Origin of the sequence: Gramella sp. KN1008, from assembly GCF_004332155.1 — a bacterium.
GTDB lineage: Bacteria > Bacteroidota > Bacteroidia > Flavobacteriales > Flavobacteriaceae > Christiangramia.
This window is the reverse complement of record NZ_SJDV01000015.1, coordinates 1-24880: the sequence shown is the minus strand read 5'-3', so window position 1 is coordinate 24880 and position 24880 is coordinate 1. Positions and strand designations below refer to the sequence as shown.

At 33.1% G+C, this 24880-nt stretch carries 23 protein-coding genes; 22 read left to right on the top strand and 1 reads right to left on the bottom strand.

Annotated features, from left to right (window positions below; all coding sequences use genetic code 11):
- Nucleotides 1–127: 127 nt before the first annotated feature.
- From EZJ28_RS15690 to EZJ28_RS15605, 18 genes are all read left to right on the top strand, one after another.
- A complete protein-coding gene (locus EZJ28_RS15690; RefSeq protein ID WP_131399616.1) occupies nt 128–505 on the top strand; it encodes a hypothetical protein in 378 nt (125 codons plus the stop codon).
- A 292-nt stretch (nt 506–797) separates the two neighbouring features.
- Nucleotides 798–1232, top strand: coding sequence for a hypothetical protein (locus EZJ28_RS15685; RefSeq protein WP_131399614.1), 435 nt, complete (start codon nt 798–800; stop codon nt 1230–1232).
- Between the two features lie 155 nt (nt 1233–1387).
- Nucleotides 1388–2368, top strand: coding sequence for a DUF3644 domain-containing protein (locus EZJ28_RS15680; protein ID WP_131399612.1), 981 nt, complete (start codon nt 1388–1390; stop codon nt 2366–2368).
- Nucleotides 2369–2511: 143 nt separating this feature from the next.
- Nucleotides 2512–3675, top strand: coding sequence for a hypothetical protein (locus EZJ28_RS15675; RefSeq protein WP_131399610.1), 1164 nt, complete (start codon nt 2512–2514; stop codon nt 3673–3675).
- 205 nt (nt 3676–3880) lie between these two features.
- Complete coding sequence (locus EZJ28_RS15670) at nt 3881–4885, top strand: amidohydrolase family protein (RefSeq protein ID WP_131399608.1); 1005 nt, start codon at nt 3881–3883, stop codon at nt 4883–4885.
- 182 nt (nt 4886–5067) lie between these two features.
- The gene (locus tag EZJ28_RS15665) at nt 5068–5988 is read left to right on the top strand and encodes a hypothetical protein (protein WP_131399606.1); all 921 of its coding nucleotides are present in this window, start codon (nt 5068–5070) and stop codon (nt 5986–5988) included.
- Between the two features lie 149 nt (nt 5989–6137).
- Entirely contained in the window at nt 6138–6944 is an 807-nt protein-coding gene (locus EZJ28_RS15660; protein ID WP_131399604.1) for a hypothetical protein, read from the top strand.
- A gap of 2 nt (nt 6945–6946) precedes the next feature.
- Nucleotides 6947–7390, top strand: coding sequence for a hypothetical protein (locus EZJ28_RS15655; protein WP_131399602.1), 444 nt, complete (start codon nt 6947–6949; stop codon nt 7388–7390).
- A gap of 644 nt (nt 7391–8034) precedes the next feature.
- Complete coding sequence (locus EZJ28_RS15650; RefSeq protein WP_131399600.1) at nt 8035–9603, top strand: reverse transcriptase domain-containing protein; 1569 nt, start codon at nt 8035–8037, stop codon at nt 9601–9603.
- 158 nt (nt 9604–9761) lie between these two features.
- Nucleotides 9762–10892, top strand: coding sequence for a serine hydrolase (locus EZJ28_RS15645; RefSeq protein ID WP_131399598.1), 1131 nt, complete (start codon nt 9762–9764; stop codon nt 10890–10892).
- A 269-nt stretch (nt 10893–11161) separates the two neighbouring features.
- Entirely contained in the window at nt 11162–11716 is a 555-nt protein-coding gene (locus EZJ28_RS15640) for a hypothetical protein (RefSeq protein ID WP_131399596.1), read from the top strand.
- A 223-nt stretch (nt 11717–11939) separates the two neighbouring features.
- Complete coding sequence (locus EZJ28_RS15635; protein ID WP_131399595.1) at nt 11940–12380, top strand: carboxypeptidase-like regulatory domain-containing protein; 441 nt, start codon at nt 11940–11942, stop codon at nt 12378–12380.
- 167 nt (nt 12381–12547) lie between these two features.
- Complete coding sequence (locus EZJ28_RS15630; RefSeq protein WP_207388481.1) at nt 12548–13903, top strand: amidohydrolase family protein; 1356 nt, start codon at nt 12548–12550, stop codon at nt 13901–13903.
- A 191-nt stretch (nt 13904–14094) separates the two neighbouring features.
- Nucleotides 14095–14916: a DUF5694 domain-containing protein gene (locus EZJ28_RS15625; protein WP_207388480.1), complete on the top strand. Its 822-nt coding sequence runs from the start codon at nt 14095–14097 to the stop codon at nt 14914–14916.
- Between the two features lie 215 nt (nt 14917–15131).
- Complete coding sequence (locus EZJ28_RS15620; RefSeq protein ID WP_131399592.1) at nt 15132–16082, top strand: Fic family protein; 951 nt, start codon at nt 15132–15134, stop codon at nt 16080–16082.
- Nucleotides 16083–16295: 213 nt separating this feature from the next.
- Nucleotides 16296–17450, top strand: a complete 1155-nt coding sequence (locus EZJ28_RS15615; protein ID WP_131399590.1) for an erythromycin esterase family protein — start codon at nt 16296–16298, stop codon at nt 17448–17450.
- A 12-nt stretch (nt 17451–17462) separates the two neighbouring features.
- Nucleotides 17463–18479 (top strand): S9 family peptidase, encoded by a 1017-nt coding sequence (locus EZJ28_RS15610; protein WP_165499100.1) that lies wholly within the window; start codon nt 17463–17465, stop codon nt 18477–18479.
- A 211-nt stretch (nt 18480–18690) separates the two neighbouring features.
- A complete protein-coding gene (locus EZJ28_RS15605; protein WP_131399586.1) occupies nt 18691–19521 on the top strand; it encodes an alpha/beta hydrolase in 831 nt (276 codons plus the stop codon).
- Nucleotides 19522–19705: 184 nt separating this feature from the next.
- Here the strand turns inward: EZJ28_RS15605 and EZJ28_RS15600 are convergent, their stop codons facing one another.
- Nucleotides 19706–21028 (bottom strand): amidohydrolase family protein, encoded by a 1323-nt coding sequence (locus EZJ28_RS15600; RefSeq protein ID WP_242670146.1) that lies wholly within the window; start codon nt 21026–21028, stop codon nt 19706–19708.
- 249 nt (nt 21029–21277) lie between these two features.
- On the opposite strand from EZJ28_RS15600, the gene EZJ28_RS15595 reads away from it, so the two are divergent.
- The 4 genes from EZJ28_RS15595 to EZJ28_RS16085 form a co-directional block, all read left to right on the top strand.
- On the top strand, nt 21278–22132 hold the full coding sequence (locus EZJ28_RS15595; protein ID WP_131399584.1) for an alpha/beta fold hydrolase: 855 nt from the start codon (nt 21278–21280) through the stop codon (nt 22130–22132).
- A 170-nt stretch (nt 22133–22302) separates the two neighbouring features.
- Entirely contained in the window at nt 22303–23253 is a 951-nt protein-coding gene (locus EZJ28_RS15590) for a nitrilase family protein (protein WP_131399582.1), read from the top strand.
- 247 nt (nt 23254–23500) lie between these two features.
- Nucleotides 23501–24031, top strand: coding sequence for a hypothetical protein (locus EZJ28_RS15585; protein WP_131399580.1), 531 nt, complete (start codon nt 23501–23503; stop codon nt 24029–24031).
- A 343-nt stretch (nt 24032–24374) separates the two neighbouring features.
- Nucleotides 24375–24880, top strand: a 506-nt coding sequence (locus tag EZJ28_RS16085; protein ID WP_207388479.1) for a hypothetical protein, incomplete at its 3' end; no start/stop codon positions are given.

The following is a 24880-nucleotide window of genomic DNA, read 5'->3' as shown; positions in this document are numbered from 1 at the left end:
ATAATTAGATTTGGTAAAACAGAATTAAGAAAAGAACAAAAAGAAGATAAATGGACTAGAAATCTTTTATTCTTGATTGTTCTAGGTCTTATAATAGCATTCATATCCATTAAATTTATCTAATAATTTGACAAATTCGATATCCAATAATGATTCCGTTGAGGAAATAATTAAAAAAGCGAAACCAGATTATTTAGAAAACCTTTATCTGCTTAAAAAGAAAATCCAATTAGAAGATATTCCTAAGATTGAAAAAGAAAGAATACTTCAAAAGATAGATTTTGCCATACAAAGGATAAACACTCCATTAGAAAATTGGAACAAAATAAGATACATTTTAATTCCATTTGGGATATTAATCATATTTCCAAAATCTGGAGAACTAGAAAGTGACAAATTTGAAAAATACGGATTCATTAAAAAAGAAAAAGAGAAGTATATATTTTCAACAATTGGATTTGTAATGTATATAGCAATTGGAATAATCGCTACTAGAATACTTTGAGAAGAAAACGCGCAACAACAACGGTTAATCGCCAATAGCCGGCACCGTTAGAAAGAAAATAATTAACTTGACCAACGAACCAATACTAAGCCGACAAACCCGCGTCCCCTACTCCGCCAACTGGCGATAACCGAGACCGTTGCCCACAATATTTGAAATCTTGCTAAAATTGAAATTCCTTCTTTTTACAATAATTGGTTTTCTGTACACAAGTTGTAAAACAGACAATAAACCTGAACCCTACAAATCGGATCTAAAACTGACTGAGAATTTATCTGATTTTACAAATCGAATGACAGAGAAAGACACAGTCAAGATCTTCGCGGAATTAAATATGGAATGGTGGATTAGACGCGATGAATTAACTATTACCAAAAAAAACAACGAAATCAGACTTCAGACGACAATTAAAGAGGATACGACATTTGAAATGAAGTATGAGATGCGGACAAATGAACTACCAAGAAAAGTAATCTATAACACTGATCATTCATTTGAAAAACACTTTACAAATAGAATTGAGCGAACCAGAGATACAACAATTAGACAATACATTTATAAGATTATATCACCTAACGATACACTGACATTTTATACCGACGGATTAAGTGATAAAGGTCGGGCAGTAAAAGAATATTATGAATTTATGCAACGGTTTTATCCTGGCGAAAAAGAATTCAAATTTCCAGAAGTGAAATATGAAGAAGTCGAAGATTTTACTTTCTAAAAAATACTGTGGGCAACAGCGCATAACTCAAATAGCGGGTAGTTTGGTGAAAATGGTTATTTTAGAAACCAATTTAAAATCAACAAGCCGACAACTCCGAGTCCTGTTTCCCGCGACTTGTGTTATGCGCGGCCGTTAGGGCGCATTAAACTGATATGGCAAAAAGAAATAGAAGAATTCGATCAGTCAAAGAAGAACTTCTGACTAAATCAAGGGAAGCAATGCTTTGCGCCGTTCAGATTTTCAACAATCCAAATATTCAATTCAAATCAGAAAATTTTATTGTACTATCTAATATTGCTTGGATGTATCTCCTACACGCATTCTACAGAGAAAAAAATATTGAATATCGGTACTATAAAATGGCAGGAACTAGAAAGAGGTTTGATAAAACTAAAAAAGGAGCTTACAAATATTGGGAATTGGAAAGATGTCTAGATTGCGATGAAAGTCCAATTGATAATGTTACTTCATCAAACTTAAAATTTTTAATTGGTCTGAGACACGAAATTGAACATCAAATGACTACCAAAATTGATGAATACTTAAGTGCTAGATTTCAATCCAACTGTTTAAATTTTAATTTATACATCAAGAAACTATTTGGAGAAAAATATGGAATTGATAGACATTTATCTATTTCATTACAATTTTCAACGATTGATGAAGAGCAAGCTAATGAACTAAAGAAGTTCACAGATCTACCGAAAAATATAGCTTCTTTTATAAATGATTTTGACGATAAGTTAACTGAGGAGTTATACAACGATATTCGATTTTCTTATCGAGTTTTATATGTACCAAAATCAGCCAATAGAAAGGGGCAAGCAGATAAAGTAATTGAATTCATTCCAGCAAATACACCAGAAGCGGAAGGACTTAATAAAGAATATGTTTTAATTAAAGAAAAAGAAAAGAAGAAACATTTACCTTCTGGAATTGTTCAATTGATGAAAGCTAAAGGATATGAGAACTTTAATATGCATCATCATACCAAATTATGGCAGACTACAAATGCAAGAGATCCAAATAAACATTTAGGCGTTCTCGTCGAAAATACTTGGTATTGGTATGACAACTGGTTAGAAATTGTAGAAAAATATTGTAAAGAAAAAAGAGAGAGATTTACTCCTTAACGCGCCCTAACATCGGTTCATCGCAAATAACGGGTATTGTGGAAAAAGTGTAATTTTAGAAACCAGAAAAATAAAGAGTTAATCCGACAAGTCCGCGTCCCTACTCCCGCAACTTGCGATAACCGTAACCGTTATGCACCATTATGAACAATGATCATTTTCAACACGTTAATAAAAGTGGATTAGAAAGATTAAAGGAACTATATTTTGCCTTAAGAATCATTTCTGATAGTAAAGAACTAATTCAAAAAGGTAATTTTTACCACATTTCAGTAATATATGGGCAATTAAGAAGTTTATTGATTGATAAGAGTAAGAATATTAATCCTCTTTTATTTGAAGTTGCTACATTATTACAAACAGAATTAGAAATTTTTCATCTCCCAGATACATTTGAAAAGGATTTGCCCGACCTGACAAAAGGGATGGTTTTGAGAATGAGTTCTACATCTCCTAGTATTGATAAGAAATTACCAAAACAGGAGAAAATTAAAATGGTTGATTTTTTGGAGATTGAAGTTCTCACATATAAAGAGAGAAAATTCAAAGTCAAAAAAATTATAGAAGAGTTAGCGAATAAATACGGTGGTGCACATTATTCACAAGTAACTCATAAATATTTGTCTGAATTACTCTCCTTCGGGATTAATAATCAGCCGTTGCTTGATAATTTTATTTATCAATTATCTGAATTAACTATAAACCTCGGTGTAAGACTACTAAAAAAGATAACGGATATAGAATTTTATTTGCATATCTACTTAACCGAAAAAAAAGTTAAAGGGGAAATTTTCATTTTCGATTATCAACTTCCAAATAATCCAAATCGATTTTCATTAATTCTTAACCAAGGAAAATTACACCTTTCAATAATTGATAGTATTGGTTTTAGACAAATCTTAAGTACAGAGTGTTTGCTGGAATATGATAAAGTCCAATTGATCAATATCTCTATAGAAACTACAAAAACTTATAAAAGTTTAATCAAAATTTATATAGAAGAAAACCTGGTGGCCGAGGTAACCACAGATAGTCCACTATTGACAATTAACGAAATATATAATTTCGATGCTTTTTACAATAAATCAATAGATGGTAAAGAACAAGAATATGAATTTGGATTAGGAGAACTGGCCATTTATGGTAGAACTCTAAATCACTTTGAAAAACTTGATATTTATAGCCATTTTCTAAACAAAAAATATAAAGATATTCTCTGGTTGGAGGAGAATGTTTTTGGTAATTCACCATCAGGAGACAGAAATATTAAATTGAGTAAAGAAATTAAAAGAAAAGATATATCATAACGGTGCATAACATCGGTTAACGAGCAAATAGCGGAAGATCCTTCAAAAATGACTTTTTTGACTACCTTTAAAAAGATAACTTAACCGATAAATAATCGTTTCCCAAAACCGCTACTTGCGTTAACCGGAGACGTTATGCGGCAGTTAAACAGAAAAATACCGCAATGTATAAAGGACTATTTTTAAAATTAAAAGACTTTTCATCATGAAAAAGATACTCGTAATATTTTTGGGAATTTGTTCTTTCTCCGTTTTGGGACAGGACAAGCTACCCATAATTGACATGCAACTACATGCTCATCCAGTTGATGGCCAAGGTCCTCCTCCAGTAGCTATATGTACACCTATATATCCCATGCCGGTTTGGGACCCAGCTTTGGAATACTCCGAAGTATTTATGAAAATGTTGAAAGAACCACCTTGTAAAAATCCTGTCTGGTCACCAAGAACAGACGATGAATTAATGAACGAAACTTTTGATGTTTTAGAAAAAAATAACATTTATGGTGTTCTAAGTGGGACTGTAGATAGAGTGGCTAAATGGCGATCACATAAACCTGAAAGACTTTACCCTGCTATCGAAATGACAATAGGAGCGAGAACTCCATCAGTTGATTCCTTGAGAGCTTTGCACAAAAATGGAGAGCTAATGGTTTTAGGTGAATTGACCACCCAATATGCTGGGATATATCCTAATGATGAAAGGTTAACCCCTTATTTTGAACTAGCTGAAGAATTGGATATTCCTGTAGGAATTCATGTGGGGCCAGGACCTCCAGGTGTCATTTATCTTGGTGCATCAAATTATAGAGCTAAAATGCATAGTCCTCTTACTCTAGAAAATGTTTTGGTAAAGCACCCCAAATTAAGGCTTTACATAATGCACGGTGGTTACCCTATGCTTGATGACCTATTAACGGTTTTATATGCCCACCCTCAAGTTTATATCGATGTTGGTGTAATTGTTTTTACGCAACCCAGAGAAGCATTTTACAGATGGTTAAAAGCCATTGTTGATGCAGGATTTGGTAATCGGGTGATGTTTGGGTCTGACCAAATGGTTTGGCCAGGAGTAATTGAACGTTCTATTGCAGTAATTCAAGAAGCTCCTTTTTTAACAGAGTCACAGAAACGAGACATTTTCTATAATAATGCTGTTAGGTTTTTGAGATTAAGTGATGAAGAGATTGCGAGACATCATAGCAATTAAAATGCCTGACTATTATATCTAGTAAAACAACCGTCCGCATAACAATGTATATAAAAAATAGGCGATACTGTAATAAAAACAAGCTTTTTGACTCTAAATAAAGTTTGTGTTTTACTGAAAGTTTCATGCATAGTATCCGCCTACTTTTCATATACTAACCGTTAGCTATCATGTTTCGAAAGATGAGAAAAGCATTAATATTATTTTCGTTATTATTAACATCCTGTAATTCAACCAAACAAAATTGGATTGATAGAGATTTACATGAAGGACTTTATCGTCTTGAGTATTCAGATTCCTTCGAAACTTATTCTACCAGTAAAGAGCCTTCAAATCTTAGAAATACAATTAATAATCTTGAGCAAGCAAAAACATATTTCGATAATGTATTTAATGAAGACCTAAACTTTGCAGTTCTGTTTATAGAAAATGAAAATTGGAACAAATATGCCTTTACTCCACCACCAGGTATGCCTCAAGCTTATCTAGAAGGTAATATAGTCTTAGGGCTAGAAAAATCGATAATTGCTAAACGAGCAGAAAATCAACTTCACCAGTTCCCAGAATCAGAGTTAAACCAGCTAAGAAAGCATTTTGGAAATAAAATAGATTTAGACCTGTTTTATAGAGACGCTTTGGCAATCCATGAGTTAGGGCATCTTTATCAATTTTATAAAATTCAAGGAAAATCACAACGTAAATGGTTAGATGAGTTTTTTGGTGCGCTTTGTCAAGTTGCTGCAGCTAAAAATTTAGAACAGAGCAGTACGTTTGACCAGATGGATTCATATCAAAAGCTACTTGTTAAGGAAGATAAATGGGGGGATTTACCTTTTAAAAGTTTAGAACAATTTGAAAATAATTACTTTGAAATAATGAAAACTGGTCAAAATTATGGATGGTATCAAATTCAGTTTTATTTCAAGGCAAAAGAATTATATTCCAAATATGGAGATAATATTCTCAAATCTTTCATGGAGTTTCTAATAGAAACAAATCCAAGAACTGTTGGTAAAATAAATAACGAAGAGTTAAACCAATTAATGATGAAAGCTTTTGATAAAGAAGTCCTAGATACATTGGAATGGAAACACGATAGCTAACAGCGGTTCATCTCAAATTACGGGTATTCCCAAAAAAGTGTAATTTTATAAACCAGGAAAGAAAATGGTTAAGCCGACAAGTCCGCGTCCCTACTCCCGCAACTTGCGATAACCGTAACCGTTATATGCCATACTAAACTACAATAGAAGTGAATTTAAATATACCTGAAAATTTTCTTAGTGTAAAAAAACCAGATCATCCTTTTGTTTATAATGGTCCTGATTATCTCATTAGTGATAGAGAAAATTTAATAGCAATCTTTATTCCAACAAAAAAGGAGCAAAAAAATGCGAATTATCTGCACTATAGACTACTTAATTCAAGGATTGCTTATCCAGCAAAAACTTTAATGATAATCTTGCTTGATGGAAGAGTTAATTATCAAGAACAAGAAAACTTTGGAAAGCAATATTTTAATAAAATTATAGAAAGTAAGGATTTAAATAGATTAGAATTACTTTTTAATGAAAAACTAGAACAGGCATATTTAAAAGCAATAAAAAAAATACAACGAGAAATATTTGATTACCAAGCATATATGCAAATAAAAAATGAGGAGTATATGCAAACTAATCCATTTAACTATCAAGATGTAGATTCTATTAAAATTCAACTTAAAAAGGAGAAATTCTATGATTACTTTAATCAAAAAGAAGAAATAAGTAGAGGGCCAATATTTGAATATAAGGATAACATAATTGGTGTAAAGTCTTTAAAAAAACATTATTCCGATTTAAATGAGCTAAAACCTTTTTATGAATATTCCATCAAGTCTTCATTTCAATTTGATGATGGAATTCCCTATGCACAAAAAGATTTTGAACAACCAAAAATTTTAAATCTTAACAAGATACCATATTTAAAATCGGATCCATTAAAACCTATTAGAATCGCCAGTTTATTCGGGTGGAATTTAAGAAACGTTGATTCCATCGATCAAATAGAAAATTATTAATAATGAGCCAACAAAGAAGAATTGATACTATTTCGTTACTAATCCAAAGCAATAATTCCTTTTCTCCAAACCAAATTGCAATAGAACAAGATCTCAAGGTTGTTCCTAGTTTAACATCAATGAAACCTTTGAAAAGAAGAAATTTAATTCAAATATTCTTTTCTTCAAGAGCCATTGACACCTCATTAAAAACTTTTTTAGATAGACATGGCTTAAGAGGCTCAACTGAATATTCAATTGGAAAATATTTAGACAAACTGCATTCACATAATAGAACACAGTTAGGAAATCTATCTAGATCAGAAAGAGATCAGTATAAAAGAAGTATAGCTAATGTAAGAAATGGATATCTTCATCAAGCCAATACATACCCGAATGGAAATCAAGATGTCAACCTATTATTGTCCGAAATAGAAACCTTACTATCGGTAATGGTAACTCTTTAGTACGGCATATAACAACGGTTACCGCAAATGGCGGGTTTCATAGAAAAGAACTAAATTAGTTTCCATAACAAACTAAACCGTAAGCCGACAAATCCGCATCCATAATTCCGCGCCACTTGTCGTTAACCGGGACCGTTGTGCGTAATGCTTAAGAGAGCTAATCGTTATTCTCAACTTTTTACATTTTATTACAAAAAGCTAAAAACCTGACAAGATAAATGCCAATTTGACATTGATTTTGTCAACAAAGGCAGGTTTAGTTATAATTTATGAAATGGCACAATTCCTGAAACCTTGAGTATCAAGGATTGAGAGTTGGGACAAGACTGATAGGTACGTTTTATGTAAAGTGCACATTAGTGTTCCACGCGCAGACTTTGGCTGACGTGTGAAGAGAGATTCCAATCTTGCAAATCTTAATCAGTGTTATCACAAGTTGCATTGAGAGAAGTGTGAGATGATCTGTCTTAGTTTCTATTTCTGCCGATACTGTCATAAGTGATGGTGTTAGTAAAGATACAAACTCTATTCTATTAATGAGTGGCGTTGCCTATAGCGAAAGCGAAAAGCAACTTCAGGATTGTATCTATCGATAAGTAAGCCACGACCAACCTCAATCCTTTTTTTTTAACTGACCACTGCTTATGAATGACGAATGGCTAAAATTCAAGAAATATCCTCATATAGGAAAACCGTTAACAAGTAAAAAGGACAGAAGTTGGTTAAAGAACTACATTCAAAATCCAGAAAATATTGCAAACCATAAGTTTGTACCTCTACTGCACCGAACATTAAGCCAACGTAAATATAGGCCTCTTGAAAATGCACCAAAAAACAGTAGTGGTAAAAGACAACGTACAGTTAAGGCTAAAAAAGACCGTCATATCTACTTTCCATCACATTTAGATTCAATCATTTACAGTTATTACAGCCACATTCTAACAAAAGCTTACGAAGACTATTTGAGGAATAAACCATATGGTTCCGTCGCTGTTGCTTACAGAAAAATTCCAATTGGGAATGGTGAAAGCGGAAATAAATCGAATATCGAATTTGCGTTTGAGGCATTTGAGTTTATAGAACAAAACAAACACAAAAAACTATCGATAATAGTAGCTGATGTAACTTCATTCTTTGACAATTTAGATCATCGAATTTTGCACAGCCAATGGAAACGTGTTTTAGATACAACTAATTTACCGGATGATCACTACACATTATTTAAAAATCTGGTTGATAACAAATATGTTAATGAAAATGAACTATTTAAAAGATTTCAGCACAAATTAATAATTGAAAGATTTTTGCCGAATGATACTTCGCAAAAAGTCCTCAAACGAAAGAAAGTAAGTAAAATTTATAATATGCGACACGAAAATGTAGTCGCCTTCTGTGATAAAGATGAGTTTTTCGAAGAAGCTACTGATTTAATCAGGACAGATAAACCGTATAAAAAAGATATTCGACAAAAACTTAATAAAAAAGAAAAAAAAGGAATTCCACAAGGAACACCAATTAGTGCAACTCTTGCAAATATTTATATGTTAGATTTTGATGAAAGAGTCTTTTCAATCACAAACTCAAAAAAGGCATATTATCAAAGATATAGTGATGATTTAATAATTATCTGCGACCAAGAGGATGAAGAATACTTTTACGACCTAATCCGTAAAGAAATTGAAGTAGAAGCAAACCTTGATATTCAACCAAAAAAAACCAATACTTATAGATACCAATTAAATGAAAGATCTGAATTTAAAGGAGGTCTAATAAAAAATGGAAAATTGAATCCAAACAAACAATTAGAATATTTAGGGTTCATGTACGATGGCTCAAAAATCAGAGTAAAAACCGCTGGTTTTTCGAAATTCTATAGAACTATGAAAAGGTCATTTAGACGTGGAGCTCATTTTGCAAAATCAGCACACATTCCTTCCGATTCTCTTTTTGAAACACGATTGTACAAGAGATTTACACATTTGGGTTCTCAAAGACGGATGAAGTGGTTACCTGATAAAAATAGTCTTACGGGTTATAGTCCTTCCAAACAATACGACTGGGGAAACTTTATCAGTTACCTAAATAAGGCAAATCACGTTATGAAAGGAATAAATAAAGACGACACAATAATTCGACAGTACCGAAAGGTTTGGAATAAGTTTCACGAAATAAAAAAAGAAACTAAAGAAGAAATAATAAGCGAGATTAAATAAAGCACTACGCACAACAGCGGTTCATCTCAAATTCCGGGTATTGTGGAAAAAGTGTATTTTTAGAAACCAAGAAACAAAACGGTAAGCCGACAAGTCCGCGTCCCTACTCCCGCAACTTGCGATAACCGCAAACCGTTGGCGAGAATAAAAACACAGATATGAAATACATACTTTTAATCTTATCGGTACTATTTTTCCTGACTACATCCATTTTAAGTAGTGATTATATTAAAGGGAAGAATGGTATAGAAAAAAGAGAAAGAATTCAAGTTAATGACTCTATTTTAAATGATTTGACTCTAAAAATTCAAAATCAATTTTATCCAAATATTCATAGTGTCTTAATCGCTAAAAATGGTCATCTGGTATATGAAGAATATTTTGAAGGGGCAGATCAGAACTACGGAAAAGAATTAGGACATATAAAATTTGATGAAACAACTATTCATGATGTTAGGAGCGTAACCAAGAGTGTTATTGCTACTTTAGTTGGAATTGCTATAGAGAAAAAATTAATAGATAATGTCAACCAACCTATATCAGATTTCTTCCCTGAAATTCAATTTAATGAGGAGAAAAGAAATTGGACCATCGAACACTTTCTTACAATGACTACAGGTTTGGATTGGAACGAAAAAATTCCATATAACAATCCAAAAAATGATGAAATACAGATGACATATAGTTCAGATCCAATAAATTATGTCCTAAATAAAGATCTACGAACCGAACCAGGAATGGAGTTCAATTATAGTGGAGGTGCAACACAAATTCTTTCAAAAATTGTTGAAAGAGCATCCGAGATGACTATTAAAGAATTCGCAGAAGAACATTTATTTCAACCATTAGAAATTTCAAATTATGAATGGAACAAATTTTCGTATTGGGGTGGTACAGATAATTTTTCTGCAGCTTCGGGATTAAGGTTAAAGCCAAGAGATATGCTCAAAATTGGTAAACTATATAGAAATAAAGGAGTGTGGAATGAAAAAAAATTGTTAAGTGAAACATGGATCAAGAAAGCGTTTAATCAGCACATTCAATTCGAAAGTGACATTTTAGAGACCGATGGCTATGGGTATCAATTCTGGGTTTGGTCCGACAAAATATCAGACCAAATTGTTAATTTCAAACAAGCAAATGGAAATGGTGATCAGAATATTTATATAGACCTTGAAAATGATATTATAATTATAACAACGGCAGGGAACTATAATAAATGGAACGAAATTGAAAATAATTCGATGCTGATGATTAAAAAGCATATTTACCCTGCTTTAATAAAGTAGAAAACTTACTCTCGCCAACAGCGGTTCATCTCAAATTCCGGGTAATCGTGGAAAAAGTTTAATTTTAGTAACCAGGAAACAAGACGGTAAGCCGACAAGTCTGCGTCCCTACTCCCGCAACTTGTGATAACCGCAACCGTTACCCAAAATTGCTAGAAAATTATAGTAATATTGATCTATATTAATTCGCAATCTTCCTGAAAAGATTTACTTCCAATCAAATTTTCTACATTTAACTTTAACAAAATGCAAAACTTTAAAATTCATTAATGAGCCATATTGATTCATTCAACCATGAACTAGTCGGTATTCTTGGAGGTCTACCTGTTTATCATCCATTAGAAAAAATTGACGGTGATTTTATTTGTGATACGAACCAGCTTGTTTTGGGTGGCGGAAGTGGTGAACACCCAGCTGTCGTAATAGAAAATCCAACAAGCACTGTTGCCTATTTCTTAAGTGAAATATTAAATGAGAACAAAGAACTAAAAAGTTGGAAAGAAATAATAAAGCCTTTCATAAACTATGATTTTAAGGACTTATTGACTTTTTATGACTGGGAAATTGAAACTTATAGTTCATTTTATAAAATGTCAAAATCGAATTCTTTACTTAATCCCAGTAATGGTGAGAACATAGAAGAATGGCTCATACTAGGGTTTGGAGAGTTTATTTTTTATTCAATGCCTGAGTTAGCTAGTGATTTAATGGATCAATTGGATGATCCATATGAGCATTTCAAGCATATAAGATTCAACAATATATTATTAGTTCCTCCTAATTTTCCTGTATATGCTATGGGAGGGAATAAATTCTTTAAATGAGCAACTTTGGGTAACAACGCATACCGCAAATGGCGGGTTTCATAGAAAAGAACTAAATTAGTTTCCATAATAAACGAAAACCATAAGCCGACAAATCCGCATCCATAATTCCGCGCCACTTGTCGTTATTCGAGACCGTTGGCAACAAGCTTTAGAAAATTCTTCTGAAAAGAATAAAATTACTCTAACAATTATATTTGATTCATATTAAAGAATTTTAATAATGAATAATTTTATAAAACTGCTCAGCATTTTATTTTTCATTTTATCCGTTTCTTGTAAAACGGCTAAAAATTACACCGAATATTCTGAACTCGAAGGATTTGAAAATGGTAAAGTTTTGCGTAACGAAGTCGTAGGATTTGCTGACTCTACTTTAGTAAAAATCTCAGGTAAAATTGTTAATAATAACAACGAACCGCAAGTTTTAGCTGAAATTCAAATTTCGAAGATTTTAAAAAAACAGAAACAAATTTGGCAAACAGATTTTAATGGTCAATATCAAATAAGTTTGGAACCTGGTATTTATGATTTTTCCTATCGTCTTGCAGGAATGGATACAATTAAACTTAACAATTTGAATTTACAAAAAGGTGAACTAAGGGAAATTGATATTAGTCTTGGTAAAGCAGGAACTTTAACTCATTATTTAATTGAAAGATAAGATAAAGCCAGTTGCCAACATCGGTTAACGAACCAATATGCGGTATTCCAAGAAAAAGAATAACTTAGAACTCCAAACAACAAAACAATAAGCTGATAACTCCGCGTGCTAAACTCCGCACACTGCCGTTAACCGTAACCGTTCTATGCAATTATAAAAATGATGATTTGAGAAAACTATTTTTCATTCTAATTCTGTTTACTAATACTGTGCTTTTCGCACAGAATTCAGGGTCTAAACCTATACTAATAAAAAATATCGATTTAATTGATGGAACTGGAGGTGCAACTCAAGAAAATATATCCATTTTAATAGAAAATGGGATATTTAAGAAAATTGATGCTTACTCCAATTTCCAAAATTTGCAGAATATTCAAATCATTGATGGTAAGGACAAAACTATTATACCTGGTTTAGTTGGAGTTCATAATCATCTTCATATTCCGGGAATTCCATTTTTAGGTGAAACTGCAACCAAATTATATTTAGCTGCGGGTGTAACTACAATTCAAACTTGCGGAGCAGCTTTTCCTTCTAAGGAATTAGAACTTGCTGAAAAAATTGAAACTGGAGAAGCAATTGGTCCCACAATCATTCCTAGTGGACCATATATAACCGGAGAAGGTGGAAATCAAAATATGATTATTCCTAAAAATGAAAATCAGTTACGAGACACTATCAAATTCTGGGCAAGTAAAGGCGTTAAATGGTTTAAAGTTTATAGAAATATTGAGCCTAAATTCTTGGAAATAGTTATAGATGAAGCTCACATCAACAATACTAAAGTTACAGGACATCTTTGTTCTATAACATTCAAAGAAGCCTCAGAGATGGGAATAGATGCAATTGAGCACGGATTAAATAGTGTTTCCGACTTTAGAATAAACAAAAAAGCAGGGGAATGCTCAGGATCAAGGGAATATATAGATTCTTTAGATTTAGAGTCAATTGAAGTTGATATGCTTATGAATAAGTTAATAGAAAACAAAACAGTCTTAACTTCAACACTAAGTATTTATGAAGCCAGTATTCCATCTAGAAGCTTTTTAGATGAAAAGAGTGCTCAAATAATGTCTAAAACATTTCGGGAAAACTTTAGAGATTTAAATACTCCATTAGAGAATAATGAAAAAAGCAAAACCAGAGAGAAGCGTTTAAAACGTATAATGGACTTTGAATATAAATTTTTCAAAAAAGGTGGAATACTTTCAGCAGGTGTAGATGCAGGTCGACATATTTTACCAGGATTTGGAGACCAAAGAAATTTTCTACTTTTAAGAGAAGCTGGATTTACTACTCCTGAAGCAATTAAAATAATGACCAAGAACGGAGCTACTAAACTAGGCATGACAGATATCGGTACAATAGAAATTGGAAAAAGAGCAGATTTCGTGATCTTAGATGGAGATCTAATTAATGAGAAAAATACAATTACAAAAGTTGAAGCAATTTATAAAAATGGAACTAGTTACAATCCAGAAAAGCTGCTGCGAGATTTAAAAGGAAAATTTGGTGATTTATAACTGCATAGAACAACGCATAACTCAAAAAGGCGGCAGCCTTAGAAAAATAATTAACTGGACCAACAACAAAATACTAAGCCGACAAATCCGCGTCCCTTACTCCGCCAACTGGCGATAACCGAGACCGTTGCCTACAATTTTATTTGAAGTGTAACATTTCAAAAGATGTTTTGTCATTATTAAAAACAATAATGAAAATTCATCCATTACTTTTTACTCTATTATTTGCTTTACAATTAAACGCTCAAACAAATAGAACAGAAGTCCTAACATTAGGTTCATTTCATTTTAATTTCCCAAATAATGATTTCGTCCAAACAGAAAAATCGAATCAAATTGATGTACTAGAACCTAAATATCAAGAAGAAATTAAATCGATAGTACAGAAACTTGAAAAATTCCAACCTACTATCATAATTATTGAGCGTAATCCCTCAAAACAAAAATTTATTGATTCATTATTCAACTCCTATTTAAATGGAGAATATGACTTAACGAGAGATGAATCACAACAAATTGGATTTAGGTTAGCAAAGAAAATTGGAATTAAAAAGCTGTATTGTGTTGATGAATGGGGAGAATTTAATCAACAAGTTGATCAGGCACTTTTAGGCAAAGACTCCTTAGAAAAAAAGAAGTTCAGCAATTACTATAAAGAAAATACAGATGCCAATTTAAAATATCGCCCAAATAATGTCTTTCAGAAAGAAGGCATTCTGGCTGAATTAATTAAAATAAACGATCCTGAAAATATTAGAAAAAGCTTAGGTAATTATTTAATTGGACAATTTAAATACGAAAGTAACGAAGGAGATTTCTTTGGGGTTAATTTTGAAACTGGTCGTTGGTTTAATAGAAACTTGAAAATCTTTAGAAATATTCAAAGAATCGATTTAAATCCAAATGATAAAATTCTTGTTATCTATGGCTCAGGTCATATGAATATCCTCAACATATTATTTGAAAGTTCTCCTGAATTTGAATTAGTAAATACAAATAGTTTTCTACAATAAAACAGTAGGCAACAACGCATAACTCAAATAGGCGGTACCGTTAGAAAGAAAATAATTATCTTCACGAACAAACCAGGTTTAAACCGACAACGACGCGTCCCCTACTCCGCCCACTTGTGTTATGCGAAGCCGTTGTGGCCAATTATAATCGTGATTTTCCTTTCAATTGAAATAAAATGACTTTATCTTTGATAATATCAAATGATACTATCAAAATGAAACCTCCTTACGAGATTACCCCAAAAATCTTAAGAATTATAACTTCAATTTCTGAAAAATTAGGAGCTATTAATGCAACCTATTTGAATAAACCATCTCCTAAATTAAGAAAAGAGAACAAGATTAAAACCATTCATTCTTCATTAAAGATTGAAGGAAACACATTGACTGAAGAACAGATAACTGCACTTTTAGAAAACAAAAGAATTATCGGTCCGAAAAAAGATGTAAAAGAGGTTCTAAATGCAATTGAGATTTATGAACATCTAGAAAATTATGATCCATTCAAAGAAAAATCATTTTTAAAATGTCACAAAGATCTAATGCAAAATCTAATAGATGATGCAGGAAAATACCGAAAACAAGGTGTTGGAATAATGAAAGGCTCTGCAGTAGAACACTATGCTCCGCCATATGACAATGTGCCTTACTTAATGAAAGATTTATTCGAGTATTTACAGACTTCAGAAGAAATTGAATTAGTTAAAAGCTGTGTATTTCATTACGAGATGGAATTCATTCATCCATTTTTAGATGGAAATGGGAGAATGGGAAGATTATGGCAAACATTAATTTTAATGCAAAAATATCCAGTATTTGAATATTTGCCCTTCGAGACTTTGATTAGCAATGACCAGGAAAAATATTATTCTGCATTATCAGATAGTGATAAAGCTGGAAATTCAACCGCATTTATAGAATATATGCTAGGAGTAATTGATAAATCATTAGAAGATTTGCTCAATTTTACCAATAGAACTCTGACTGAAAAAGACCGATTAGAATATTTCTTATCTCTGAATAAGAGAGAATTTACTCGAAAAGATTATATGGAAGTTTTCAAAGATATCTCTGGAGCAACTGCAAGTAGGGATCTAAAAAAAGGTGTAGAACAAAACTTATTCAAAAAGATTGGAGATAAAAACAAGACTCGTTATAAGATATAACTGGCCACCACAACGGTTAATCGCCAATAAGCGGCACCGTTAGTAAGAAAATAATTAACTTGACCAACAAACCAACACTAAGCCGACTCCCGAAGTCTCGGGACCGCGTCCCTACTCCCCTGTCTGCCGACAGGCAGGGCCAAATGGCGATAACCGAGACCGTTGTAGGTAAGCTAAAAACCTATAATAACAAAAAACACAACAAAATAGAAAATGAGAAAATTGCTCTTTCTGGCCATTGTTTTCCTCCCCAATCTTATAGCTGCTCAAATCTCAGATAACGTATACAAATTATCTGATACAGATGGAATTTCTCAGCCGGTAAAAAATATTCTTACCAGAAACATCAAGGATAAGCAATTTGTCTTTTTAGGGGAATCGTTTCATAAATCTGGAGGGGATTTAAAAAAGAAAACAGACTTCGTCAAATATTTAGTAGAAGAAAAAGGCTTTAAAGATATAATTTTTGAATCTGATTTTTATGCCCTCTATAATAACCACAGCAAAGATAATCTTTACGCAATCTGGTCCCAGGCTGAACAATGTCAGGAACTTTTTAGATTTCTGGATAGCACAGGAGTCACCATTTGGGGTGTTGATAATAAATTCCACACCTCTTACTCTAAAAAAGAATTTCCAAGGGATCTAAGCACATTTTTAGAGGAAGAAAAAAATGTTTTTACCGAAAGGTATATATCTATTGTAGATAATATCTTACAATTTGAATTTGATCTAAATGATCTTATGGCATCTGAGGACCTTCAATTTTTTGATGAAGAAACTCAGAGAATACTCAATTCTTCTAAGCTTTCAGAGCACCCATTCTGGTATCAAGCACTACAAAATTTAAAAAGTAGTTCATTAATGTATAGAGCGAAAGATATAAAGATTTCAATCGCAGAAAGAGATAAACAGATGGCTGACAATTTAAACTTTTATGCGAATTCTTATCCAGATAAAAAATTCATAGTTTGGGCGGCTAATGCGCACATTGCAAGAACCGATAGTGAGTATATGGGTGAAACAACTATGGGCGTTGAATTTTTGAGGAAAAACAGAGATAATTCATACCATATTGCCTTTGGCTCAATAAAAATGCCTTACCGAAAAGTTAAACGTATTCAACGAAAAAGAAAGTCCGAAAAGAACTTGCTACACTATTTACCCGACATTGACAATGACTACTTTATGGATAACAAAGAAATTAGGAGTAAATATCCTGAGATAGCTAATTCTCCGTTTTATGCTAAGTTATGGAGTGGCAGAAAGAGTCATTTAAAAACGAAATGGCTACAACATTTTGATGCTATTGTTTTTATTGAAGAGGGGGAATTATCTACATATATCAATTCAAATAACCAAGGATAAATGAAATTAAACATGACCATATATAAAGGCTATTTTCCAATTTTATTCTTATTAATACCTTTTTTAGTATCGGCGCAAAAGCCTCTTGATTTTGAAAAAGCTATAATAAATAGTAAACTTTATGATTACCTGGATATCCAGTTTCAAAATGTGGAGGATGATTTAAAATTAGAGGGCACCCTAATAATTCCAAAAGAGAGTTATTCCCAGATCGTCCTGATTGTTCCAGGATCTGATAGAAATACTCGGTTTGCTCATCACAAACTTGCTCAAGAATTTCTAAATAAAAATATAGGTGTTTTTCGTTTTGACGATCGGGGAATTGGGGAGTCTGAGGGAAAATTCAATCCTTTTGGAGCAAATTCTTTAGCTCTTGATATTAAATATGCTATTCATAAATTAAATTCCCTTCCAGGATTTGAAGAAAAAAAAATCGGTGTACTGGGACATAGTTTGGGGGCAATTGCAGCAGTAAAAGCAACTTCAATAACGAATGATATTGACTATATTATTCAATTGTCGGCACCAGTAAAAAACCCCTCCTATTCATTTAAATATCAAGCTGTTCAAAATCTAAATGGTCGGTATAATTTCAAGGATAAATCGGTAAAAGAAATTCGGCATCTATTTGATACCTTAACAATTCTTACCCAGAAGAATTTTAAAAATGATAATTATAAAGAGGTTCGCAACAAGGGAGTTAAGGTTATTAAAAACTTGGATTTTAAAGTTGGGAATATACCTTGGACGTATAGTTACATAGATTTAATTAAAGATGATTTAGATCAATTTTATAAGAATCTGGAGGTGCCCTTGCTCTTCTTAATAGGTTCTGAGGATAAATACGTTGATCCTATTTCTGAAACTGAGCTTATTTCCGGATATAAAAATTCCTTAATCACATACAAAACTTTAGAAGGCCTAAATCATTATTTTCTTAGCGAAAAGCCTACACTGGAAAACATATATAATGTGGACGAGAATGCTTCGAACATTATTTTTGAATGGCTCGCGGCCAATATCAAATAGTTGGATGAAGATATTTCAAAAAAAGCCTACCTACAACAACATATAAAAACAATGCTCAAACCAGTCTCGAATCGAAAGTCCTTGCTCGCTTGCAACGCCTGATTGCCTTTCACCTTCGCCCCAGGCTTCGGTGAACGCAAGACGGCCAATCAAGCTCGCCAGCTCGCACTGTTTTTATACGAGACGTTGTAGCCAATTTGAACAGAAACATATGAAGCAAATAATACTAAGTGTAATTCTACTACTGACAGTACAAATTTCTTACGGTCAAGAATTAGTCGAAAAAATTAGCGAAACCGAATTTGCAATTGGTAAGGCTCTAAAAATTAAATCGCAACTACTGAATGAAACGAGAGATTTAAATATTTATCTGCCTCTAGATTATTCGCAGGATAGTTTAAAAACTTATCCAGTGATATATTTACTTGACGGGTCAAAAGATGAAGATTTTATACATATTTCTGGGATTGTTCAATTTGGTTCTTTTTCCTGGATTAATATGATTCCTGAATCAATAGTTGTCGGTATTGGAAATGTGGACAGAAAAAGAGATTTTACTTATCCTTCTCAAAATGAACTTGACAAAAAAGAATTTCCAACATCTGGAAAATCAGAGAACTTTATCTCTTTTATTGAAAAAGAACTTCAACCATTTATTGATTCTACATACAGAACAACGGAAATAAAAACAATTATTGGACAATCATTAGGTGGACTATTAGCGACAGAAATTCTATTTAAAAAACCTGACCTCTTTGATAATTATATTATTGTAAGTCCGAGTTTATGGTGGGATGACGAAAAACTTTTAGACTTTCCGTCGACATCCTACAACTCAACTAAACGAATTTATATTGCTGGTGGAAAAGAAGGAGAAGTAATGGAACGGACAGCAAAAGAATTATATGACAAGCTCAAGAAAAACAAGAAGCAGAATACGAATTTGTTTTACAAGTTTTTAGAGGATAAAACACACGGAGACGCTTTACATATTGCTGTTTATGATGCATTTGAGAAAATATTTGAACAAAAAAAAGAATAAAAAAACTGGCTAGAAAACAGCGATTAACGAGCAAATAGCGGCAGGCCATCTAAAATGACATTTTTGACTACTTTTAAAAAGATAACTTAACCGATAAATTTGCGTTTCCCAGGTCCGCTACTTGCGTTAACCGGGAACGTTGTGCGAAATTTTTATGAATGTCAGAACTCTGGAGGAAAAGGTATTACAAAGAATTATCCATATAAACTTTACCGTCCTTCATTACAAAAATCACATTTTCAATAGACTTTAAAAAATCTCCTTCAATATCGCCTTGAATTGCAACTATATCTGCAAATGCTCCAGGTTTTAAAACACCAATTTCATTCTCTTTCTTAAGAGCCTTAGCCGAAAGATAGGTAGCAGATTGAAGAATATTTAATGGTTTCATTCCAGCTTCATAATAGGTTCTGAACATGTCTTGAGAAGAAACTCCTCGAGAAACACCTATATCTGTATAGTTATCTGAACCCGCTACAATTGGAACACCCATTTTGATCGCTTTCATCAATCTTTCTTTCATGTTAACCATATATCCGTCAATCCAAGATAATTCCTCTGGTTTAGAACCTTCAATTTCATAATAACGATTCATATAATTTCGACTATTTTCAGTTGGAACTAGGAATACATTTTTTTCTGCCATCAAATTTAAAGTAGAATCAGCCAGGAAAAATCCATGTTCAATCCCATCAACACCTGCTTTTATGGCGTCCCAAGCAGACCTATTACTAATGGAATGAGCTGTAACTGTCAATCCATATTCATGCGCAGTTTCAATAATTGATCGCATTTCATCACTAGTTAATCTTGTATTATTCGGTAGATTGTCTGCGCAAATTTTAATTACATCAACTCCTTGATTGATATGTTCACGTACAGCGTTAATAGCATCGTTTGGACTTTCAATTATGCGATATTCATAATCCACAATTTCTTCGTGTTCAGTTTGTACTCCATAGATTTGACCACCCGAACTAGACATAATTTGGCCAGCGGCAAAAATACGGGGACCTACAATAGTACCTTCATTAATAGCATCTCTTAATGCAACATCGAGAAATTGCCCGGAATTACCAAGATCTTTAATTGAGGTAATTCCAACATCGAGATATGACTTAGCTCTAGCAGATCCTCTTAATGTTCTCAAAGATTGATTTTCAAGAACAAGAGTACTAATACTATGCTCGGCAAAATCTTTTTTGGGAGATTGATCGAATAAGACGTGTGTATGAGCATCAATAAAGCCAGGAAGTACCAGGTAGTTGGAAAGATCAATAGTTAAAGAATTTTCAGGAATTTTAATATTGTTCCCAATATTTAAAATTTTATTTCCTTCCACATGAATTATCCTATCTTTTAAGATGGTATTTTGTTCACTATCATAAACTGAGCCTGCTATAATAAATACTTCATTGTTTTGAGCTAAAGAATCGGAAAATGAAAGAACTGTAATAATTAATGATAAAATGATAATTTTCGGCATAGCAATTTTAAAGTATTTCAAAATATTTCAGGTAAAATACAAATAAAGGTAAAAACTTTGTACAACAACGCATAACTCAAATAGGCGGTAACGTTAGAAATAAAATAATTAACTTGACCAACAACAAAATACTAAGCCGACAAAGCCGCGTCCTTTACTCCCCTGTCTGCCGACAGGCAGGGCCAACTGGCGATAACCGAGACCGTTGTACGTCATGCTTTCAATTTTGCCAATTGTAAGGCAAAACATAGTACAAAAAAGGTAACTTTCTTGGCTGTAGCAGTAACATTGCTAAATAATGCGTTTTCTCAAGAAATGCCAATGCAATATATTAAAGTTAAGGAGTTTTCAATAGCATATAGTCTCACAGGCAACGGACCAGTGTTGGTACTCTTGCATGGTGGACTCAATGCAAACTCACGTGTATGGCAGCCACAAATAACAAATCTGTCAACAGATTTTACCGTTGTAGTGTGGGACGCACCCGGCACTGGTAAATCGGACGATACACCCAAAAATTTCACTATTTACGACTGGGCAAACTACCTCAGAGGTTTCTTAGATAGTCTCGAAATTAAACAGGCCCACATACTTGGTCTTTCCTGGGGCGGTCTTTTGGCACAGATATTTTATGAACAACATCCTGCTTATGTCAGTTCACTTATTCTTTGTGATACATATACGGGGTGGAAGGGCTCGCTTACAGATTCTGAATTTGACACCAGGATGGATGCTGCACTTGCAGATGCTTCGCTGCCGCTAAGAGATATTGCCATAAAATATTTACCCTCGATGTTCAGTGATAATCCACCTGGTGGATTAAAAGAGGAGTATCTAAACATTATTTGTGAAGATTTACATCCGCATGGTTTCACCGCAATGATAAAAACACTGGCAATCGATACAAGAGATTTGCTTCCTAAAATTAAGATTCCCACCTTGTTGATATGGGGAGAATCAGACAAGCGATCTCCGATGAATGTGGCGCAGCAGTTTCACAATGCGATTGTTGGCTCCAGGCTTGAAATTATTTTACATGCCGGACACGTTTCCAATATGGAAAATCCTGAGCAGTTCAATAAAGTAGTAAAAGATTTCTGTTTATCTGTGACAACTAATAAGTAGCATGCTCGCACGACATCGGTTACGAGCAAATAGCGGGAAGTCCGGTGAAAAGTGCTATTTTAGACATCAAGCAAAAACCAACTAAGCCGACAAGAAGCCGTCCCTACTCCACGCTACTTGCCGTAACCAAAACCGTTAGACACAAGCATTAAAAAAACTTCAATCATCATATGAAAATATCTGTAGCTCAATTTCAACCAAAAGACGGAGATAAAACATACAACCTATCGGTAATCCGAAAACTTGCAGAAAAAGCAAAATCCAAGGGAGCGGATTTAATAAGTTTTCACGAAATGTCGATTACTGCCTACACTTTTACCAAGGACTTGAGCCTAGAACAGATAACGGAATTGGCAGAAGAAGTGCCAAACGGAAAGAGTACGCAGGAATTGATTGCTATTTCCAAAGAATTGGACATCCCGATTTTAGCAGGTCTAATAGAAAAATCAAGTGGAAAAATATACAATACGTATATCTGCGTTACGGGAGACGGGCTTGTAGCGAAGTATCGAAAAATACATCCATTCATTAGTAAATATATCTCCGCAGGCGACAAATATTGTGTGTTCGACCTACTTGGTTGGAAATGCGGAATTTTGATTTGCTATGACAACAATGTAATAGAAAACGTTCGGGCAACAAGCCTCTTAGGAGCTGAATTAATTTTTGCGCCGCACGTTACAGGTTGTACACCGTCGGCAATGCCACATCGGGGTTACGTAGCCGACAAATATTGGCAGAATCGTGAAAACGACCCTGTTTCGCTGCGAATGGAATTTGATGGCCCGAAAGGTAGGCGATGGTTAATGCGGTGGTTGCCAGCGAGAGCGTACGATAACGGAGTTTACTACGCATTTACAAACCCGATTGGCTATGACGGAGAACATCTGAAAAATGGAAATTCGATGATAATCGATCCTCATGGAGAAGTGCTATCCGAAATAAATTCGTTTGAGAACGATATTACGATTTCAAAAATTACAAAAGAAAAAATTCAACTATCAGGAGGTTGGAGGTACAAAAATGCTCGAAGACCAGAACTGTACAAGGACATAATAGGTGGTAATCATAAATCGAACACAACACCAATCTGGATGAAAGAAGAAACGACCAAAGATTGAGAAAATGCCAGTGCATAACAGCGATTAATGAAGCCAATATGCGGTATTCAAGAAAATCAATAACTTAGAACTCCAAACAACAAAACAACAAGCCGACTACTCCGAGTCCCCTGTTCCGCCAACTGACGATAACCAAGACCGTTGTAAACAAGAACGATGGAGCATTTCGTTTTCAAAAACAAAAATGATCTTTATGTGATAGAAAGCTTTTAATTTAGTTGGAGTATCAGAACTCATTAATAAAAACTTGAAAAAATATCTAAAATTAACTTCGATTATTATAATTGTCTCTCTTGTAATTATTTCTGTCGCATTATGGAAGGGATTAAATTCATTTGTATTTGCATGGGTTTTAAATTTCATGCTAATGACAGCTCTATTATATATAACAGAAATTATTCAGCCAAAATTAATATCATCATACTATAACTCAAAAGAATGGGAATCAAATGGCCAATTCTATAAAAAGCTTGGTGTTAATTACTACAGAAAGCTATTGGTTCTAATTGCTTGGGAAAAAATGAATAAATCTAAAAGTCCAGTAAAGAAAAACCTAAACACTTTAAAAAATTTAGAATATAGAACACGACAATCTGAATTCGGACATCTTATAATTTTTATTATTGTTTTATTGGTAAACATATTTGTGATAATCAAATTTGGTTTTATAGAATCTATTTGGCTCTTAGTTTTAAATATTTTATTGAATGCTTACCCAATTTTTGTTCAACGATTCAATCGTCCTAGAATAAAAAGATTGATTCAATTAAAAATTTGATTTTCGAATGGAATAATGATTGGATGTTTCGTTCCAGTTTATAAAAACGATTAATCGCCAATGGGTGGAAGGGTTAGAAAGAAAATAATTAACCTAACCAACAAACTAATACTAAGCCTTCTAACCCGATAACTTTAAAGACCACGTCCTTGAATACGCCAAACGGTGATAAACGCAACCGTTGCAGCAATATTTCTTAAAAATTCTCAACTAGAAAGAAGACCTTCATAGATAAAACTATCAATTTCATCCAAATTTATAGACTATACCGTTATATATTGGTTTTTTGTGATAATTTACAATTAGCAATTAAATATCACACTGTTACAAAAACCATCCGATAATGAAAAACGCATTTAAAGTATTACCGTATTTACTTCTAGCATTTATTTTTCAATCTTGTAATAATGATAAAGATGAAATTTTTGAAAGTTATGATTTAAAAGGCAACTCTCAAGGAAGTGAAATTTTATTTACAGATAATAAATTTAAAGACGTTTTGATCAGCACTAATTGTGTTGATACCAATGGAGATGGTATTGGAGATAGAAATGCAGATGAAAATAATGATGGAGAAATTCAAAAAAAAGAAGCTAATTCTATTGAAGCATTAGTCCTAAAATTTCAATACGAAATCCCAATAAGATTTACTAGCCTACAAGGAATAGAGAATTTTGGAAATTTGAAAACTCTAATTATGAATGGTCCTGGAGGTTACTTTTTTGAAGAGGAAATTTTAAATACTGAGAATTTAAAAATCGATCTTACAAGTTTCTTAGGATTTCTTTTAAAAATCTCTTTGGTTACAGCTTGCCCAATAGAGCCCGCACCTCCGAGTACTAAAAAAGT